Origin of the sequence: Pacificoceanicola niger, from assembly GCF_048553275.1 — a bacterium.
GTDB lineage: Bacteria > Pseudomonadota > Alphaproteobacteria > Rhodobacterales > Rhodobacteraceae > Pacificoceanicola.
Window position 1 is genome coordinate 15,456 of the sequence record NZ_JBLZMW010000003.1, and the last position, 18,210, is coordinate 33,665.

16 protein-coding genes are annotated in these 18,210 nt (G+C 63.7%); 5 read left to right on the forward strand and 11 right to left on the reverse strand.

Annotated features, from left to right (window positions below):
- Nucleotides 1-79: 79 nt before the first annotated feature.
- The 10 genes from ACN2XU_RS04875 to bcoG form a co-directional block, all read right to left on the reverse strand.
- The gene (locus ACN2XU_RS04875) at nt 80-517 is read right to left on the reverse strand and encodes a DUF309 domain-containing protein (protein ID WP_419409287.1); all 438 of its coding nucleotides are present in this window, start codon (nt 515-517) and stop codon (nt 80-82) included.
- Between the two features lie 3 nt (nt 518-520).
- On the reverse strand, nt 521-1,345 hold the full coding sequence (locus tag ACN2XU_RS04880) for an alpha/beta fold hydrolase (protein ID WP_419409288.1): 825 nt from the start codon (nt 1,343-1,345) through the stop codon (nt 521-523).
- A complete protein-coding gene (locus ACN2XU_RS04885; RefSeq protein ID WP_419409289.1) occupies nt 1,342-2,889 on the reverse strand; it encodes a benzoate-CoA ligase family protein in 1,548 nt (515 codons plus the stop codon). The genes ACN2XU_RS04880 and ACN2XU_RS04885 overlap by 4 nt, the downstream gene beginning before the upstream one ends.
- Nucleotides 2,890-3,218: 329 nt before the next feature.
- Nucleotides 3,219-5,024 (reverse strand): feruloyl-CoA synthase, encoded by a 1,806-nt coding sequence (locus ACN2XU_RS04890; protein WP_419409290.1) that lies wholly within the window; start codon nt 5,022-5,024, stop codon nt 3,219-3,221.
- 23 nt (nt 5,025-5,047) lie between these two features.
- Entirely contained in the window at nt 5,048-5,809 is a 762-nt protein-coding gene (locus ACN2XU_RS04895; RefSeq protein WP_419409291.1) for an SDR family NAD(P)-dependent oxidoreductase, read from the reverse strand.
- A gap of 138 nt (nt 5,810-5,947) precedes the next feature.
- The gene (locus ACN2XU_RS04900) at nt 5,948-7,261 is read right to left on the reverse strand and encodes a TRAP transporter large permease (protein WP_419409292.1); all 1,314 of its coding nucleotides are present in this window, start codon (nt 7,259-7,261) and stop codon (nt 5,948-5,950) included.
- Nucleotides 7,258-7,851 carry a TRAP transporter small permease gene (locus ACN2XU_RS04905; RefSeq protein ID WP_419409293.1) on the reverse strand — a complete coding sequence of 198 codons (594 nt, stop codon included), beginning with the start codon at nt 7,849-7,851 and terminating at the stop codon, nt 7,258-7,260. Before ACN2XU_RS04905 ends, ACN2XU_RS04900 begins: the two co-directional genes overlap by 4 nt.
- 68 nt (nt 7,852-7,919) lie before the next feature.
- Nucleotides 7,920-8,978: a TRAP transporter substrate-binding protein gene (locus ACN2XU_RS04910; protein WP_419409294.1), complete on the reverse strand. Its 1,059-nt coding sequence runs from the start codon at nt 8,976-8,978 to the stop codon at nt 7,920-7,922.
- 427 nt (nt 8,979-9,405) lie between these two features.
- The gene (locus ACN2XU_RS04915; RefSeq protein WP_419409295.1) at nt 9,406-10,572 is read right to left on the reverse strand and encodes an amidohydrolase; all 1,167 of its coding nucleotides are present in this window, start codon (nt 10,570-10,572) and stop codon (nt 9,406-9,408) included.
- 46 nt (nt 10,573-10,618) lie between these two features.
- Nucleotides 10,619-11,536 carry a 3-dehydrocarnitine:acetyl-CoA trimethylamine transferase BcoG gene (bcoG, locus tag ACN2XU_RS04920; RefSeq protein WP_419409296.1) on the reverse strand — a complete coding sequence of 306 codons (918 nt, stop codon included), beginning with the start codon at nt 11,534-11,536 and terminating at the stop codon, nt 10,619-10,621.
- Between the two features lie 233 nt (nt 11,537-11,769).
- On the opposite strand from bcoG, the gene ACN2XU_RS04925 reads away from it, so the two are divergent.
- The 5 genes from ACN2XU_RS04925 (at nt 11,770) to ACN2XU_RS04945 (ending at nt 16,811) form a co-directional block, all read left to right on the forward strand.
- Nucleotides 11,770-12,675, forward strand: a complete 906-nt coding sequence (locus tag ACN2XU_RS04925; protein ID WP_419409297.1) for an HAD-IIA family hydrolase — start codon at nt 11,770-11,772, stop codon at nt 12,673-12,675.
- A 196-nt stretch (nt 12,676-12,871) separates the two neighbouring features.
- The gene (locus tag ACN2XU_RS04930) at nt 12,872-14,296 is read left to right on the forward strand and encodes a circularly permuted type 2 ATP-grasp protein (RefSeq protein WP_419409298.1); all 1,425 of its coding nucleotides are present in this window, start codon (nt 12,872-12,874) and stop codon (nt 14,294-14,296) included.
- A gap of 6 nt (nt 14,297-14,302) precedes the next feature.
- Entirely contained in the window at nt 14,303-15,244 is a 942-nt protein-coding gene (locus tag ACN2XU_RS04935; protein WP_419409299.1) for an alpha-E domain-containing protein, read from the forward strand.
- 10 nt (nt 15,245-15,254) lie between these two features.
- Nucleotides 15,255-16,052, forward strand: a complete 798-nt coding sequence (locus tag ACN2XU_RS04940) for a transglutaminase family protein (protein WP_419409300.1) — start codon at nt 15,255-15,257, stop codon at nt 16,050-16,052.
- Nucleotides 16,053-16,070: 18 nt separating this feature from the next.
- On the forward strand, nt 16,071-16,811 hold the full coding sequence (locus ACN2XU_RS04945) for a proteasome-type protease (protein ID WP_419409301.1): 741 nt from the start codon (nt 16,071-16,073) through the stop codon (nt 16,809-16,811).
- Nucleotides 16,812-17,219: 408 nt separating this feature from the next.
- Here the strand turns inward: ACN2XU_RS04945 and ACN2XU_RS04950 are convergent, their stop codons facing one another.
- The gene (locus ACN2XU_RS04950) at nt 17,220-18,209 is read right to left on the reverse strand and encodes an ABC transporter substrate-binding protein (RefSeq protein WP_419409302.1); all 990 of its coding nucleotides are present in this window, start codon (nt 18,207-18,209) and stop codon (nt 17,220-17,222) included.
- Nucleotide 18,210 lies beyond the last annotated feature (1 nt).

Consider the following 18,210-nt stretch of genomic DNA (forward strand, 5'->3'; position numbering starts at 1 on the left):
TTAGCACTATAATTCCTGCAATCAAGCCCTCTCAGGAAGGCATTTCGCATTCTGTTTCAATATCTTGCCAAACTATGCATTATTTTGCATAATTCGCAGTCGATTCTTGCAGCATCTGCGCTGTATCTTTTTCCGTCAGCCCCAGCACCGGCGCGCCGGCGCGGGCGAAGGCCTCGGACATCAAGCGGCGCGCCTCGGCGCGCAGCCGCGCTTCGGCATTACTCTTGCCCATCACGGCCTTGAGCCGGGCGTTCGCCAATTGGATCACGCCCTGCACCATCAGCTTCTCGCCGGAGTTCGCCGGCGCCGCCATCCAGACCGGCTCAAGGCACTCATGCGCTTCCCAGAAATACCCCTCACGCAGCATCCGCAGACCGTGCACAAAGGCCGGGCTGCGCTCCAGCGGCTGCGCGATCTGCTTGAGCGGATCGAACAGATCCTCTGGGTGGCGCCGCGTTTGCCCCGGCACATAGGCATGCGGCGGACGCCAGTGCGCCGTGACGTGCCCGCCGCTCATGGCTCAGGCCACCTCGACCTGCGCCGCTTCGATCCGGCCGAGGCGCAGGGCGAAGTCGACTACAGCATCAAGCACGGCCTGCGGCTGATCGAACTGCGGCGCGTGACGGCATTCGTCGATCACCACCACATCCACCGGCGCATAAGAGCGGGTCTCGATTTCCTCGACCTGAGCCAGCGTGCCGTATTGGTCCTCCCGGCCCTGGATCACCAGCGCCGGAATGCGCAGGTAGTCGATGGCGTCAGAAGTCAGCGCGGCGTTGAAGTCCGGATGCAGCCAGCTGTCGTTCCAGCCGCGAAAGGCGCTGTCGACGTGAGCATGGTATTTCGCCAACCGCGCCCGCAGATCGCCGGTATCATAGGCCTCTTTCGCCTTGGCGATCTCGGCCAGGCCCATCGCTTCGGTGAAGAAATGCGGCGCCATGAGGATCAGCCCCCGCACGCGGAAATCCTCGACCCCGCCCGCGTATTCCGTGGCAATGGTCGCGCCATCCGAATGCCCCATCAGCACACCATTCTCGAAGCCGATGGCATCGAGCAGCGCCGGGAGCACCACCTGGGCCTCGCGTTTCATGTAGTCGAGCGGGCGCGGCAGGGGCGCGGCCTCCGACTGGCCATAGCCCTGCCGCGAATAGGCAAAGACACCCCAGCCCGTCGCCTCGGCCAGCGCCTGCGGAAAATCCCGCCAGAGCGCGGTACAGCCCAGCCCCTCGTGCAGCAAGACGATGGTCGGCGCCTGCCCCGGCGCGGGACCAAATGTGGCATTTTCCAGCGCCTGCCCGGCGGCCAGCACCTGACCGCTGCGGTTGCTCCAGTCAAAAGCCATCATGCGTCCTCCGTCTGGCGCAGCTTGAAGCGCTGGATCTTGCCCGTCGCGGTCTTGGGCAGGTCCTCCACCACCTCGACCCATCGCGGGTATTTCCATTTGCCGACCTTGTCCTTCACAAAGTCCTTGAGCTCGCGGAGCACTGCGTCGCGGTCCGCGCCTTCCTTCAGCACCACAAAGGCCTTGGGTTTCTCCAGATCGTCCTTGTCGCGCTGCGGCACCACCGCCGCCTCCAGAACGCCGGGATGTTCGATCAGCGCCTGCTCGACTTCAAAGGGTGAGAGCCAGATGCCGGAGACCTTGAACATGTCATCCGTGCGCCCGCAGTAGATAAACCGCCCGTCCGTCGTGATCTCGTACTTGTCGCCGGTTCGGGTCCACTCGCCCTCGAAGGTGGCGCGGGACTTGTTGCGTTTGTTCCAATACCCCTCGGCGGCAGACGCCCCCCGGACTAGCAATTCACCCACACCGCCCGGCTTGATTTCATGGCCGTCCTCATCGACACAGCGCAGCTCATAGCCCGGCACCGGAAGGCCGGAGGTGCCATAGACCACATCGCCCGGTGCATTGCTGAGGAAGATGTGCAGCATCTCCGTGCTGCCGACCCCGTCGAGGATGTCGACACCCCATAGTTTTTGCCACTTGTTGCCAATCTCGGTCGGCAGTGCCTCCCCGGCGCTGATGCACAGGCGCATGGCCGCAGGCGGCGTGCCATGCTTTTCAAGATAGGCCACGGTGGCCGCATAGAGCGTCGGCACGCCGCAGAATATCGTCGGCTTTTCGCGCGCGATGATGTCGACGGCAACATCCGGTGTCGGACGTCCGTTGAACAGCACAGTGGTTGCCCCCACCGACAGCGGGAAGGTCATGGCATTGCCCAGACCATAGGCAAAGAAGATCTTGGCCACGGAGAAAACCGTATCCTCCTCGCGGATGCCAAGCACCTGCGCGCCATAGGTGTCGGAGGTCGCCTTGAGCGCCGCATGCACGTGACGCACCCCCTTGGGCTGACCGGTGGAGCCGGAGGAATAAAGCCAAAAGGCGCACTCATCCTCCGAGACATGGGCGGCGGGACGCGGCTCGGCCCCTTGCATGAAATCATCGTAGGACTGGGTGCCCTCCGGCGCCTCCCCACCGATCACCACGATCTTGCGCAGATGCGGCGCTTGCTGCGCAGCGGGCATCACGACGTCCAGCAATTCATGGCTGACAATCAGGCAGGCGGCGCGGCTGTCCTTGAGAATGAAGTCATAAACCGGCGCCGCGAGCAGCGTGTTGAGCGCGATCGGCACCACATGCGCCTTCAGCGCGCCCCAGAAGATCTCCGGGTATTCGATCTGGTCGAGCACGATGCAGGCGACACGCTCTTCGGGGCGGATTTCTGCCCGGGCAAACGCACCGGCGACGCGGGCGCTGCGCTCGGCGAGCTCGGCGTAGGTGATCGCGCGCTTGTGTCCGGCGGCCTCCCGGAACGCAATCTTGTCGCCGCGCCCCTCACTGGTGTGACGGTCGACGAAATAGAGCGCCGCGTTCATGTTGTCGGTCATGCTGTCCTCCCTTGAACCGGACAAGGCCGGATCGTGTTCGCGTCAGCCCCGGATTTGCCCGCCGCCCTCCTCCAAGAGACGCCGGGCCGGGGCCGGATTCGACCCTGTGGGGTTGAGTCGAATTATGCTTTATAATGCACCAAAGCCAGCGGACAGCAAGAATTTAAACCGCGGATTTTTGCATTTTCTTGCATAAATCAGGATCTGATAACCGCACACAGGAACAGGCCTCCGAGGCCGGACAGACTCTGCCCGGCGCGGCGCGTGGCTCCCGTCCATCTCTGCCGGGGACGCGTCGATTTTGTGCTGTGGCCCTGTAGGGCGGGGTTTTACCCCGCCTCCCCGCGGATCACCGCCGGATCGTTATCGTCGAACAACCGCTCATAGAGCGCGGCGCGCCGCGACAGGATTTTACGGAAGTTCAGGTTGCCCTTGGCTGTCGCTTCACCATCGCCGATCGAGGGCGGCTCGGCGAGGACAATCGCCCGCGCAATGCGCGAGGCAGAACCATGATCGTGCCGGTGCGCCAGGGCCGCGTGCACCGCGCCCGACAGCGCCTCACTGACCAGCGCGCCATCCTGCGCCGCGCCTTCCCCCGCCAGTGCCTGCGCCTGCCGGCCGGGAAAGATCATCAAACCGATCTCGGCCTTGTCCGCGCCGCAGATCACCACATCCTGGGCCAAGTCGCCAAGCTCCGCCAGAAGTTCCAGCCGCAGGGTCGCCGCCCGCACCCATGTCCCGGAAAGAAGTTTGAAATCCTCCGAGATCCGCCCGTCGAATTTCAGCCCTTTGGTCATATCGTCGGGATCGACGAATTTCATCGCGTCGCCAGTGATGAAGAAGCCCTCGTCGTCGAAGGCCTCCGCCGTCTTCTCCGGAGCGTTCAGGTAGCCCGGCATGATGTTCGGCCCGCGCACCCGAACTTCGCAGCGCATGTCCGCATCGGGGATCAGCTTGATCTCCACACCGGTCAGCGGCACGCCGACGATCCCTGAGCGGTCCGTCGGCTCGTGTTGCATCAGGCAGGCGGGCGCAGTCTCGGTCAGACCCCAGCTGGAGTTCATCAGCGGCACGTCCCCGCGCACGTCGCGCGCCATCTCCTCCAGATCGCGCCAGACATCCTGCGGCAGCGAGGCGCCCGCATAGAACAGCATGTCGAGGTCCCTGAAGTAGCTCTGGCGCAGCGCCTTGTCCTCCTTCATGGCATCGCGCAACTGCGCAAAGCCGACCGGAACGTTGAAGGCGATCGTGCCGCTCTTCATGCGGTTGTTCTCGAAGGTCTTGCCGATCAGCGCCGGGGTCGGCTTGCCGGTGTCGATGTACAGCGTGCCGCCGTTCGAAAGGGCGATGTTGAAGTTGTGCGAGCCGCCGAAGACGTGGTTCCACGGCAGCCAGTCCACGATGCGCGGGGGGTATTCCCGCAGGAAGGGCAGCGCATCGGCGATCTGTGTCTGGTTGGCGCACATCATGCGCTGCGTCGTGACCACCGCCTTGGGGCTGGAGGTGGAGCCGCTGGTCATCAGGTATTTCGCCACCGTGTCGGGACCGACCGTCGCGGAGGTCGCGTCGACGGCGGCGTCATCGGCGCCTTCGGTCAGGGAGGCAAAACCGGTCAGCCCGTCACCATCGCCTCGGCTGACCACCTTTTCCATTCCGTCAAAACAGTCGAGCGCCAGCGCCGCGCCATAGCGCTCCGCATCATCGGCAAAGACCATCACGGGCTTTACCACGCTGGCACAGTGGCGCAACTGACCATTGGCGGCGGGGATCAGCGCGTATTGCTCGGCCAGCGGCACGGTCGGAACGCCAATGTATTGCGCCGCAAGCGTCAACAGCCCGTGATCGACGCCGTTGCCGGAGATCACCAGGATTGGCGTATCCTGCCCCATGCCGCGCTTCAGCAGGCTGGCCGCGATGGCGCGCACGAGACGCCGCGCCTCGGCATAGCGGACCTCGCGCCAGCCCGCCGCCTCTCGTTCGGCGAGGAAGACCGCATCCGGCGTCCGCGCCGCCCAATCGTCAAGCCAGTCGCTGCTCCTGGCCGCGACCGGTCCCATCTCATACCCCGAGCGCAACAGGATCGTGCCATCCACCCGATCCTCGCGCACCACCCGGTGCTCGGCATATTTGCTCATTCCCGTGCCTCCCCGAGGTCAGATCAGCGTTGCGGCAGGCGCACGGCGGCATCGAGCCGGATCGTGGTGCCGTTCAGGTAGGGATTGGCCACGATCTGGCTGACCATCTGGCCATATTCTGCCGGCTCGCCAAGACGGTTCGGAAAAGGAATGTTCGCCACGATGCCCTGTGTCGTCTCTTCCGGCAGGCCCTCCATCATCGGTGTGTTGAACAGGCCTGGCGCGATGGCCATGACCCGCACGCCCATTTTCGCCATCTCGCGGGCGACCGGCAGCGACATGGCGGCAATCGCCCCCTTGGAGGCAGAATAGGCTGCCTGCCCGATCTGCCCGTCCTGCCACGCCACGGAGGCGGTGTTGATCACCACGCCGCGCTCGCCGCCCGTCAGCGGATCCAGCGCCATCATCTCACGCGCGGCATGGGACATCACGTAATAGGTCCCCATCAGGTTCACCCGAATGGTCTTTTCAAACAGATCCGTCGACAGCTTGCCTTCACGCCCGACAACCCGCGCCGCAAGGCCGATCCCGGCGCAGGACACCGCAACGCGCGGCGCGCCGAGCCAGTCCTTGATCTCGGCGATCGCCGCCGCAACGCTGGCCTCGTCGCCCACATCTGTCTTCACCGCGTGACCGCCAATCTCCGCCGCCACGGCCGCGCCGCGCGCCGCGTCGAAATCGAGAATGCCAACCTTGGCGCCATCGGAGGCAAGCCGCCGCGCTGTCGCCGCACCCAGACCACTCGCCCCGCCGGTGACGATCGCCACCTGTCCAGAAATATCCATTCCATCCTCCTCAGACCCCCTCGGGCCTTCATTGGTCCCAAAATATCCCGAGGGAGTCGCAGCCTCGCTGCGGCGGGGGCAGCGCCCCCTCCCCCAGTCGTCTCTGCGCGTCTCCGATCCGGCGGCGCACCCCTTGTCCTACGGCAACAGGAACAGCGTGATCGCCGGGAACGCGACAAGGATCGCCACGCGGACGAGGTCCGAAATCACGTAGTAGATCACCGCCTTGTAGGTCTCGACCATCGGTGTCTCCGGATCCATCGCGTTGATGACGAAGAGGTTCATACCCACCGGAGGCGTGATCAGCCCGACCTCCACCACGATCAGAACAAGGATGCCGAACCAGATCGCCACATGCTCCTGGCTCATGCCGAAATCCAGCGCCGAGATCACCGGGAAGAAGATCGGAATGGTCAGCAGGATCATCGACAGGCTGTCCATGAAACAACCGAACACCAGATAGAGCGCCAGGACCGCAATCAGCACCAGCATCGGCGAGAGCCCGGCCTCCACCACCATCCGGCTGAGTTCCTGCGGCACCTGCGTCAGAGCGAGAAAACCATTGTAGAAGGCCGCGCCCAGCACGATGAAAAAGATCATCGCGGTGGAACGCGCGGTGTCGGTAAAGCTGGCGATCAGCGTCCTGCCTGTCAGCCCGCCATTGAAAAGCGCGATGATCCCTGTGCCCAGCGCGCCGACGGCGGCGCCTTCGGTCGGCGTGAAGATCCCGCCATAGATGCCGCCAACCACGGCGACAAAAACCAGCAGCACGGGCCAGACGTCGATCAAGGCGCGGATCCGACCTGCCATAGGAACCGCCGCACGGACCCCGGCGGAGCCCGGGTTCACCCGCACATAGATCGACACCGCGATCATGTAGCCGATGGCGGCGAGAATGCCGGGAATGAACGCCGCGAGGAAAAGCTTGGCAATGTTCTGTTCGGTCAGGATGGCATAGATCACCAACACTACGGAGGGCGGGATCAGGATGCCGAGCGTGCCGCCCGCCGCCAGGGTCGCGGTGGAAAAGCCGCCCTTGTAGCCATAGGATTTCAGCTCGGGCAGTGCCACACGGCTCATGGTCGCGGCGGTCGCCAGCGACGATCCACAGATCGCACCAAAGCCCGCACAAGCGCCGATGGCGGCCATGGCAACACCGCCCTTGCGGTGGCCAAGGAAGCTCTCGGCGGCCTTGAACAGCGCCTGGCTCATGCCGCCCAGCGTGGCGAAGTAGCCCATCAGCAGGAACATCGGTACGATCGACAGCGAGTAGCTGGAGAAGGTCGTGTAAGCCTCGGACTTGAGGCGCGCCAGGGCCATGATGGCATTGCCGTTGACCATCCACAGCCCGGCAAAACCGGTGGTGAACATGGCCAGCCCGATGGGCACACGCAGGAAGATCAGAACCAGCAGCGCCGGAAAGGAAAGGATGCCGATTTCAAGGTTGCTCAATGGTCCGCTCCCACGGCATTCGCCACGATCACGCGGCCGGTCACGAGTTCAATGCCCCGGACGAGCGCCATGTAGACGCCCCCGGCAGCCGCGGCCACCGCCCCGACGAGGCTGGCGGAGTAGGACCACCAGACCGGGAACTGCAGCAGCAGCGTGGTTTCCCCGGAGCGCATCTTGCGTGCCAGGCCCGCTTCGAGCTGAACCGCGATCACCACCAGCGCGATGGCAAACAGCGCCTCCGCGAGGAAGATCAGCAGCCGGTTCGCCGGTCGTGGCAGAAAATTGGTAAAGATATCGACCGAGGCATGTCCGCTGGTCACCTGGCAAAACGGCAGGAAGGCAAAGATGCAGAAGGCCATACCCGCCTCGACCAGTTCGAAATCCCCCCGGATCGCGCCGACGCCGAAGTCGAGCAGCCCCTGCGCAAGGCCCGGTGCCAGCCCCATGACAAGATCCGAATGCAGAAGGGAGTTGGCTGTCCGGCCGACGATCGAAATGCAGATGATCAGGATCAGCACGGTCAGAACCGTACCACCCAGCACAGCCATGAGCTTGGCCAATGCCAGCACCGTGCGATGAACGCGTTGCATGGGGGAGTGTCCTCTTTGTTTGGACACGGGGCCACGGCCTTGCGCCGCAGCCCCGCGCCATCAACGCCTTATTTGACGGTATAGGTGTCCATGTCGGACGTGTACTCTGACATCAGCGCCCGGGCCTCGTCGATCAGCGCCTGACCGTCCTTGCCGCGCCCGTTCATGTCCTCGATCCAGGTCTGATAGATCGGGTTCACCAGAACATCCCACTCTTTGGCCTGCTCTTCGCTCACCGTGATGATGTTGTTGTCCATATCCACCGCGATCTTGCGCGCCGGGCCATCGGCGTCGGCCTGGGTGCCACCGGCGAAGATCGAGAAAGCAAGACCGGAGCTGGCATCGATCACGCTTTTCAGATCATCCGGCAGCGACTCGTAACGGTCGAGGTTCATGGCCAGAACGAAGGTCAGGTTATAAAGCGCCGGGCCATCAAATTCGGTGTGGTTGTGCACCAGTTCCGGCACCTTCAGCGCGCTCGTCACTTCCCACGGGATGGTCGTGCCGTCGATCACGCCCTTGGACAGGGCTTCGGACACGGCCGGAACCGGCATACCGATCGGCTCGGCACCGACGCGGGTCAGAAGATCGTTCACCAGGCGCGAGCCGCCACGTATCTTCATGCCTTCGAGATCACCGGGAACGGCAACGGGCTTGTTGGTGTGGAACATGCCGGGGCCATGCACCCAGGTGCCGAGGATATGGACGTCGGCGAATTCGCTGTCCTTCATGTGCTCTTCGAACATCTTCCAATAGGCGTAGGATGCCGCGCGGGCGTCAGACACCATGAACGGCAGTTCGAACACCTCGGTGGTGGGGAAGCGACCCGGCGTATAGCCGACCACGGTCCAGACCACATCCGCGATGCCGTCCATCGCCTGATCCATCAACTCCGGCGGCACACCGCCAAGCTGCATGGAGGGGTAGCGGTCGACCTTGATGCGGCCGCCGCTGTCCTTTTCGACATTGTCCGCCCAGACGTCGAGCACCTGCCTGGGCACGTTTGCCTGCGCCGGCAGGAACTGGTGCAGCTTGAGCGTCACCTCCTGTGCGTAGGCTGCCGTGGAAAGCAGCGATGCGGTGAGCGCCGCGCCCGCGAGTCCAAGAATGTTTCTGCGAGTGGTCATGAATATCCTCCCTGATGACCTTTGCCCCGATGCCGGAGCGTTTGTTATGCCGTTTAGTATCCAGACAAGAGCCGCAGGCCCGGTCGACCGGCCGCGCAAGGCGCGTGCCACACCCCGCCGCCAGAGCGGGCCCGCCGAATCGCATGAGTGGTCGCTTGGTCGTAGCAAGGCTGAACAGCGCCGCGCGCAGCAGGGTTCTTCACCGTGCCGCATGGCTTGCAGGCTGTCTGTGATGCCGATCTTGCCATCATTCCCTCCCCTGACGGCCCCCGCGCCTCCCCGCGCGGCCTCGTTATGCAGGATCATGCAGACTTCGCATTATAATGCAAACTCTTTTAACCGACCCCTCGGTCACTTTTTCACAGGGTCAGAGCAATCACTGCTCTGCCAGCCATAACATGATTTTGTTTCCCTGGAAACAGAAAGTTCACGTACCATCCCGTCCCGGCGAAAGCGCTTCCCGAACAATCGCGTCATACAGCGCCGCGCCAAGCGGGATCAACTCATCCGGAAAATCGTAGGTCGGGGTATGGACCGGCGCAACGTCCTCCCCAGCGCCGAGCAACATGAACGCCAGCGGCGCGCCTGCCCCGAACTGCCCGACATCTTCCGAGGCCCGCATTGGCAAAGGCTCAGGCCCATGCCGAACGCCGAGAGCCTCCAGCGCGCGGGTCACGATGTCCGCGGCGGCGGGATGGTTGGTCGTGGCGTCAAAGACATCCTCATAACCGATCTCGACCGTCAGCCCTTCGTCTGCGGCCATCCGCCGTGCCAGCGCCTCGGCCCCGGACACCAGCCGCTCCATGCGCGCATCCGTCAGCGTGCGCAGCGTGACATAGAGATCGGCCTCCCCGGGCGTGACGCCAAAGGCCGGCTCGCCCATGCGGGCATGGGTGACGGTGACAAGGGCAAACTCCGGCTCCCCCGGAGCGCCTTCCGCCAGATCGGCGAGCGCGGGCATCAGACGCGACAGGGCGCGCATCGGGCTCAACGCCTTCTCCGGCTCGGCCGCATGCGAAGGGCGGCCCTTCAGGCGCAGGTGCATGCCCCGCGAGGCGCAGCTGACCGGCCCCTTTCGGATCGCGACCTGCCCAAGCGGCACACCCGGCATATTGTGGATTGCAAAGACAAGATCCGGTGCGAGGCCCTTGAACGCCGGATCGGACACAACGGCCCGCGCCCCGGCGCCCGTCTCTTCCGCAGGCTGGAACATCAGGATCACCGTACCGCGCGGCGGCCTTTGCTTGCTCAGACGCAGCGCCACGGCCGCGAGCAGGGTCATATGGCCATCGTGCCCGCACAAATGCGCCTTTCCCGGAACGCGGGATCGGTGCTCGGCCGTGGAGGTCTCCTCGATCGGCAGGGCGTCAAGCTCGCACCGCAGCATGACGCGCGGCCCCGGAACGCCGCTGCGAAACTCCGCGGCGACCCCATGTCCGCCAAGCCCCTCGTGGATCGCATCCGCACCAGCCTCGCGCAGCATGGCGGCGACGGTGGCGGCGGTTTGGCGCTCCTCGCCCGACAGCTCCGGTGCCCGGTGCAGCGCATGGCGCCACGCGGCCAGCGCGGCAATCTCATGAGTGTCGAGCATCATGCGAATATCCTCCCGCAGCAAGTCGTTGCACATGCAATGAGCACGGTCAAGCCGCCACCGGCGCCCGCTTGACCAGTCCCAGGCGCTTGCGAACCTCTGCCGGGCCGATCACCCGCGCGCCCATGCGCTCGATGATGCCCACGGCGCGGTCCACCAACTGCGCATTCGTGGCCAGCACGCCCTTTTCCAGCCAGAGATTGTCCTCCAGCCCGACGCGGACATTGCCCCCGGCCAGAACCGCAGCAGCGACATAGGCCATCTGGTTGCGCCCGAGGGAGAAGGCCGAAAATGTCCAGTCCGGCGGCACATTGTTCACCATCGCCATGAAGGTATTCAGATCATCCGGCGCCCCCCAGGGAACGCCCATACACAGCTGCACCAACGCCGGCGCGTCCAGGATGCCCTCCCGCACCAGCGCCTTGGCCAGCCACAAATGACCGGTGTCGAAGGCCTCGATTTCCGGCTTGACCCCCATCCTGGTCATCTGGGCCCCCATGGCCCGCAACATGCCCGGCGTATTGGTCATGACATAATCGGCTTCAGCAAAGTTCATCGTGCCACAATCCAGCGTGCAGATCTCCGGCAGGCAGGCCGCCACATGGGCAACGCGCGCCTGCGCGCCGATCATATCCGTGCCCGCCTCGCGCAGCGGCAGCGGCGCCTCCGCCGATCCGAACACCATATCTCCGCCCATCCCCGCGGTCAGGTTCAGCACCACATCGACCTCCGCATCCCGAATGCGGTCGGTCACCTCGCGATACAGATCGAGCCGCCGCGAAGGCGCGCCGCTGACCGGATCACGCACATGACAATGCACCACCGCCGCCCCGGCCCTGGCCGCCTCGATGGCGCTGGCGGCGATTTCTTCCGGCGAACGCGGCACATGGCGGCTGCGGTCCTGCGTGACCCCCGATCCGGTCACCGCGCAGGTGATGAAGACCGCCTGGTTCATGGTCAGTGGCATGGCTGCTCCCTTGCTGGCACCGGGCGCCCTGCCCCGGCTTCTTCTTGCGGAAAATACTCCTGTTCCGCTCCCCACTTTGCAACCCGGCAAATGCATGGCGGGTCATGGGACGGCGGGCGGGGCGATGTTCCGGCCCCGGCCGGGACGAGCGCCGCACAGCCGCGCCGCGCGGTGGGCTGGACATCCGGGCCGGCCGATGCTCTGCAGATCGACAATATCAGGGGGAGCCGCCGATGACCGATCTGACGTTCCGGGACGCATTCGAGGCTTACGAATCCGTGCGCGCCCGCCTGCCGAACGCCGCCCAAGCGCCCGAGCCGAGGCGGATCGACACGCTCGAAGAGATCATCGCGTGCCACGACGCCTTCCTGCTCGACGCGTTCGGCGTGCTCAACATCGGCGATCAGCCCATTCCCGGCACGGCGGAGCGCATTGCCCAGATGCGTGCCGCGGGCAAACAGGTTCTCGTGGTCTCCAACGCCGCCGGTTTGCCGCAAGCGCAGCTGGTGGCGAAATATGCGCGGCTTGGCTATGACTTTGCGTCCGGGGACATCATCACCAGCCGCGCCGCGCTGCTGGCCGGGCTGGCCGGGCGAACGGACCGGCATTGGGGTTTGATGGCCACACGCAGCGCCGGTCTTGCGGATCTCGAACATCTTACATTGACCTATCTGGAAGAGGACCCCGCCGCCTATGACGCGGTGGAGGGCTTTGTACTGCTCGGCAGCGCGGCCTGGACGGCCGAGCGCCAGGCTTTGCTGGAAGCCGCGCTTTCGCGCCGCCCGCGTCCGGTGCTTGTCGGCAACCCCGATATCGTCGCCCCGCGCGACATGGGCTTTTCCACGGAACCGGGATATTTTGCGCATCGCCTCGCCGACCGCACCGGCGTGGTGCCGGAGTTCTTCGGAAAACCGTTTTCCAACATCTACGCCCTGGCCTTTGCGCGGCTGTCCCCGCTGCCCGATCCCGCGCGAATCCTCATGGTCGGTGACAGCCTGCACACCGATATTCTCGGCGCGCAGGCGGCGGGCCTGTCTTCGGCCCTGGTGACCGGATACGGCCTGTTTGGTGGGCAAAGCGTCGACGCCGCGCTGGATAAGGCCGCCATCCGGCCTAGCTTTCTGACGACGCGCCCTTGACGGGGCACGCTTCTGTCAGGTCAGATGAAAGCAACGGCTCGCGGGACAACGCAGCGGATTGCGCACATTTAATGGGCGTCAGATTAAAAATCAGGCTGACCCGACAGAGGATTGGGTTTGTTTGGCTTTTTCAGGACGTCCCGCATGGAAGCCCGCTTCCGGTTGCCATGAGAATGGCACCAAACGAGGGGAAAAAATGAGCGGAAACGAATATTTCGACGAAATGTGGGGCATGGACGAAACCCTGCGCGACCCGTATCGCGGCTTTCACACCTGGTTCAGCGAGGAGAACCCGTCGCGCCTGCGTGCCAAGCAACGAGAGGCCGAAGAGATCTTTCGCCTGACCGGCATCACCTTCAACGTCTATGGCCGGGCCGAGGCCGAAGAACGGCTGATCCCGTTCGACATCATTCCCCGGATCATTTCCGGGCCGGAATGGTCCAAACTGTGCCGCGGCATCGAACAGCGCGTCCGCGCCATCAATGCCTTTCTTTATGACATCTACCACAAGCAGGAGATCGTGAAGGCGGGGCGGGTTCCAGCCGATATGATCAACCGGAACGAAGCCTTCCTGCCCGAAATGATCGGTGTCGAGCCGCCGGGCGGCGTCTATACCCATATCGTCGGTATTGACCTCGTGCGCACCGGGCCGGGCGAATTCTTTGTGCTTGAGGACAACGCGCGCACCCCCTCCGGTGTCAGCTACATGCTGGAAAACCGCGAAACCATGCTGCAGATGTTCCCCGAGCTGTTCTCCCAGAACCGGGTGCTGCCGGTGCAGGACTACCCGGCGCATCTGCATGGCTCTCTGGCCAAATGCGCGCCCGGCAATCTCGGGCGCAAGCCGGTGGTCGCGGTGCTCACGCCGGGCATCTACAACTCCGCCTATTTCGAACACGCCTTCCTGGCCGATCAGATGGGCGTGGAGCTGGTGGAGGGCAATGATCTGAAGATCGTCGATGGCCGTGTCGCCATGCGCACCACCTGTGGATACAAGCCGATCGACGTGCTCTATCGCCGGGTGGACGATGACTTCCTCGATCCGCTGAACTTCAACCCCGAGAGCGCGCTTGGCATTCCGGGTATCATGGACGTCTATCGCGCCGGCAACATTACCATCGCCAATGCGCCGGGCACCGGCATTGCCGATGACAAGGCGATCTACAGCTACATGCCCGACATCGTCGAATTCTACACCGGCGAGCGGCCCCTGCTGCAGAACGTGCCGACATGGCGCTGCTCCGACCCCGACGATCTGAAATACGTGCTCGACAATCTTCCGGACATTGTCGTCAAGGAGGTGCACGGCTCCGGCGGCTATGGCATGCTGATCGGGCCGACCGCCTCGAAGAAGGAGATCGCCGAATTCCGCAAGAAGCTACAGGCGCGCCCGGCCAACTATATCGCCCAGCCGACGCTGAGCCTCTCGACGGTGCCGATCTTCAACAAGGCGGGGCTGAGCCCGCGTCACGTGGACCTGCGTCCCTTCGTTCTGGTGAGCCCCGAAGGCATCAACATCACCCCCGGTGGCCTCACCCGGGTGGCGTTGAAGAAAGGCTCGCTTGTGGTGAACTCGTCTCAGGGCGGCGGCACCAAGGACACCTGGGTTCTGGAGGACTGACCGGATATGCTTGGCAAGACTGCAAACGGCCTCTTCTGGATGTACCGTTACCTCGAACGGGCCGAAAACACCGCACGGATGATCGACGCAGGCCAGCGCATCGCGCTGACCCGGCTGAAAGACCACGACGACGAATGGACCTCTGTCCTGCAATCGGCGGGCGTCTACGACACGTTCCTTGAACACCATGACAGCGTGACAAAGGAAAGCGCCATCGACTGGCTGCTGCGCTCAAAGGACAACCCGTCTTCGGTGTTCTCCTGCATCGCCGCCGCCCGGCACAACGCGCGCCTCGTGCGCACCGCCCTCACCGGGGAGGTCTGGGAAGCGGTGAACGCCGCCTTCATGGCCGCCAAGGAGGACCTTGCCCGCAAGGTCAGCGAACGTGACCTGCCCGGCGTGCTGCGCAAGCTGCGCCAGCATACCTCGCTGGTGCGTGGCATGACCCATGGCACCATGCTGCGCAACGAGAACTACGATTTCGCCCGGCTTGGAACCTTTCTGGAACGCGCCGACAACACCGCGCGCATTCTGGATGTGAAATACTACGTGCTCCTGCCCTCATCGCGGGCGGTCGGCTCGTCGCTGGATAATGTGCAGTGGGAAAACATCCTGCGCTCGGTGTCCGCGCGCGGCGGGTTCCGCATGGAATATGGCGCGGTCAGCGGTCCGATGGAAATCGCCGAGTTCCTTGTCCTCGACAAACGCATGCCGCGCAGTCTCGCCTTTTGCATCAGCAAGATGCGCGACAACCTGCGGTATCTCAACGGAGGCAGCCTGACCTTGATGCCAACCCTGCAAAAGGTCGATCACGTTCAACGCACCTATCTGAGCCACGATATCAACGCCGTGTTCGATTACGGCCTGCACGAGTTCATTCAGAAGATCCTGAACGAGCTCAACGGGATAGCCCTGCAGATCGAAATCGACTTCCGCTTTTACAAATGACGGGCCATCCATGCGACTGAAAATCGAACACAGCACGCACTATCACTTTGAAACACCGGTGGATTACGGGCTGCAACAGATCCGGCAGACGCCCAAGACCGGCGCCCAGCAGAATATCGCCTTCTGGGAGACGCGCGTGGACAACGGAGTCAAGGAGGTCACCTTCCACGACCACCACAACAACCTGACCGAGATGATCACCTACGGCGACGGCGCGGTGGACCTGACCGTGACCTGCGCGGGAGAAGTCGACGTCACCGACACGCAGGGGATCGTCGGTCCGCACCGTGGCCCCGCGCCGTTGTGGCTCTATCAGCGCGAGACACCGCGGACCCGCGCCCGCGCCGGGGTCAAAGGTCTGCTGCGCAGCATCGACGCGGATTCAACCCTCGAGGGCATGCACAAACTGATGCTCGGGATCGGTGAAACGATCAAATACGAGGTTGGCTCATCCATGTCGGACTGGACCGCCGAGGACTCCGTGGAGGCCGGGCGGGGTGTGTGCCAGGATCACACGCACATCTTTATCGCCTGCGCCCGGCAACTGGGCCTGCCTGCGCGCTATGTTTCGGGATACCTGATGCTGGACGACCGAACCGTGCAGGATGCCATGCACGCCTGGGCCGAAGCGCATATTGACGGGTTGGGATGGGTTGGATTTGACGTATCTAACGGGATTTCACCCGATGCACGCTACGTTCGTGTCGCAACTGGACTGGACTATAACGAGGCTTCCCCTGTATCCGGAAGCCGAGTCGGTGGTGACGGTGAAAGCCTCGAAATCCAGATCGACGTCGCGCAACAATAAAAGACCAAAGGCGGCCGGATGACGTATTGTGTTGGTATGGTCCTGGACAAGGGCCTTGTTTTCATGTCCGACACACGGACAAATGCCGGACTGGACAACATTTCCACCTTCCGGAAAATGACAACCTGGGCGGCGCCGGGAGACCGTGTCATCACGCTGATGGCGGCAGGCAACCTCGCCACGACGCAGGCGGTCGTGAGCCTGCTGGACGAACGCAGCAAATCGCCGGAGGATCGCGTGCCCTCCCTGCTCGGCGTGCCGTCGATGTTCCAGGCCGCGCGCATGGTCGCCGAAACCCTGCGCGAGGTGATCGACCGCCATGCACAAACCGGCATGCGCGCCGACAGCACCTTCAACGCCACGCTGATCATCGGCGGACAGATCGCCGGGAGCGACCCGCGCCTGTTCCTCATCTACCCCGAAGGCAACTTCATCGAAGCCGGGGATGACACCCCGTTCTTCCAGATTGGCGAGACCAAGTACGGTCGTCCGATCCTCGTCAGGGCCTTTGACAAGAGCATGAGCTTCGAGGCGGCAATGAAGCTGCTTCTGGTCAGCTTTGACTCCACTCTGAAGGCGAACCTGACCGTTGGCGCGCCGATGGACTTTCACCTTTATGAAGCGGGGAGCCTGGAAAAAGGCGCAACAGGCCGCATCGAGCAGGACGATCCGTACTTCCAGCATATCTCGCAAGGCTGGGGCGATGCGCTGAAAGATGCATTGGACAGCCTGCCGGAGTTCGAAGTCCCGAAAGCCTGACGGCGCCGCGCCTAAGCGTCTTTGGTCCCTAAATACCTCGGGGGAGTCGCAGCTGTGCTGCGGCGGGGGCAGCGCCCCCATCCTTTCCCAGCCCGTCCGTAGGCTAAAACGACAGGAGGGGTTTCGCCTCGCAATGCGAGGCGACGGGCGGGCTTTTCCTTCGGAAAAGCCCGGTTCCGGGGGCGCTGCCCCCTCTTGGCCTTTGGCCAATTCACCCCCGAGGTATTTCAAGACCGAAGACATCACGGGGAGCGCCTACCGCGCCGCGCCGGTCTCTCAGGGCTGCGTCCTGACGCGCCAGACAGGCCCGGTGGTCGTCGACCACGGGTGCGTGGACGCCTCTCTTGCACAAGAAAACGGGCGCCCGATCAGGCGCCCGTTCGTCTTCTTTGATCAATCCGCCGCCTGTCAGTTCAGGGCCGCGTCGGTGATTTCCAGCGTGTAAGCCCCCTCGGGCGTTGCGGTGATCACCGGGTCAGACCCGCCTTCGAGCAGGGTCTTCACCGTACGCTCGTAGTCGGCCACGTCCAGCGCGCCGTTGGAGCCGGCAGTCAACTTGGCGACTTCGCGCATCATGCGCTGCTGGTGCTTTTCGGTCTGTGCGCCGGAAGCGTCGTTTTCGAGCACGATGTCCGCGGCTTCATCTGGGTTCTCCTCGGCGTATTTCCAGCCCTTCATGGAGGCACGGACAAAGCGGACCATCTTGTCCTTGAACGCCGGGTCTTCGAGGTTGCTTTCAAGCACGTACATGCCGTCCTCAAGGGTCGCCACGCCCATGTCCTCATATTTGAAGGTCACGAGATCGTCCGGAGTCAGACCTGCGTCGATAACCTGCCAGTATTCGTTGTAGGTCATCGTCGAAATGCAAGCCGCCTGCTCCTGCAGTAGCGGATCGACATTGAAGCCTTGCTTGAGCACCGTCACGCCGCCTTCGCTGCCATCCGTGGGAATGCCGAGTTTGCTCATCCACGACAGGAAGGGATATTCGTTGCCGAAGAACCAGACGCCGAGCGTCTTGCCCCGGAAGTCCTCGGGGCCGGTGATGCCACTCTCCTTGAGGCAGGTCAGCATCATTCCGGACGATTTGTAGGGCTGCGCGATATTCACCAGCGGCAGGCCCTTTTCGCGCGAGGCCAGAGCGGAGGGCATCCAGTCGAGCACCACATCGGCGCCGCCTCCGGCCATGACCTGCGCCGGGGCGATGTCCGGGCCGCCCGGTTTGATCGTCACATCGAGGTCTTCCTCTTCGTAGAAGCCCTTCTCCTGCGCCACGTAGTAGCCGGCGAATTGCGCCTGTGTGACCCATTTGAGCTGCAGCGTGACCTCGTCGGCGGCCTGCGCCGCACCGGCGCTGAGCGCAAAGGCCCCTGCGAGGGCGGTCTTGAGGATGGATTTCATG

Coding starts and splice junctions, on each gene's coding strand:
- ACN2XU_RS04885 (WP_419409289.1), bottom strand. CDS start 2,889: ATGACCGACAACATGAACGCGGCGCTCTATTTCGTCGACCGTCACACC.
- ACN2XU_RS04895 (WP_419409291.1), bottom strand. CDS start 5,809: ATGGATATTTCTGGACAGGTGGCGATCGTCACCGGCGGGGCGAGTGGT.
- ACN2XU_RS04880 (WP_419409288.1), bottom strand. CDS start 1,345: ATGATGGCTTTTGACTGGAGCAACCGCAGCGGTCAGGTGCTGGCCGCC.
- ACN2XU_RS04910 (WP_419409294.1), bottom strand. CDS start 8,978: ATGACCACTCGCAGAAACATTCTTGGACTCGCGGGCGCGGCGCTCACC.
- bcoG (WP_419409296.1), bottom strand. CDS start 11,536: ATGCCACTGACCATGAACCAGGCGGTCTTCATCACCTGCGCGGTGACC.
- ACN2XU_RS04945 (WP_419409301.1), top strand. CDS start 16,071: ATGACGTATTGTGTTGGTATGGTCCTGGACAAGGGCCTTGTTTTCATG.
- ACN2XU_RS04915 (WP_419409295.1), bottom strand. CDS start 10,572: ATGATGCTCGACACTCATGAGATTGCCGCGCTGGCCGCGTGGCGCCAT.
- ACN2XU_RS04925 (WP_419409297.1), top strand. CDS start 11,770: ATGACCGATCTGACGTTCCGGGACGCATTCGAGGCTTACGAATCCGTG.
- ACN2XU_RS04930 (WP_419409298.1), top strand. CDS start 12,872: ATGAGCGGAAACGAATATTTCGACGAAATGTGGGGCATGGACGAAACC.
- ACN2XU_RS04905 (WP_419409293.1), bottom strand. CDS start 7,851: ATGCAACGCGTTCATCGCACGGTGCTGGCATTGGCCAAGCTCATGGCT.
- ACN2XU_RS04935 (WP_419409299.1), top strand. CDS start 14,303: ATGCTTGGCAAGACTGCAAACGGCCTCTTCTGGATGTACCGTTACCTC.
- ACN2XU_RS04890 (WP_419409290.1), bottom strand. CDS start 5,024: ATGAGCAAATATGCCGAGCACCGGGTGGTGCGCGAGGATCGGGTGGAT.
- ACN2XU_RS04875 (WP_419409287.1), bottom strand. CDS start 517: ATGAGCGGCGGGCACGTCACGGCGCACTGGCGTCCGCCGCATGCCTAT.
- ACN2XU_RS04950 (WP_419409302.1), bottom strand. CDS start 18,209: ATGAAATCCATCCTCAAGACCGCCCTCGCAGGGGCCTTTGCGCTCAGC.
- ACN2XU_RS04940 (WP_419409300.1), top strand. CDS start 15,255: ATGCGACTGAAAATCGAACACAGCACGCACTATCACTTTGAAACACCG.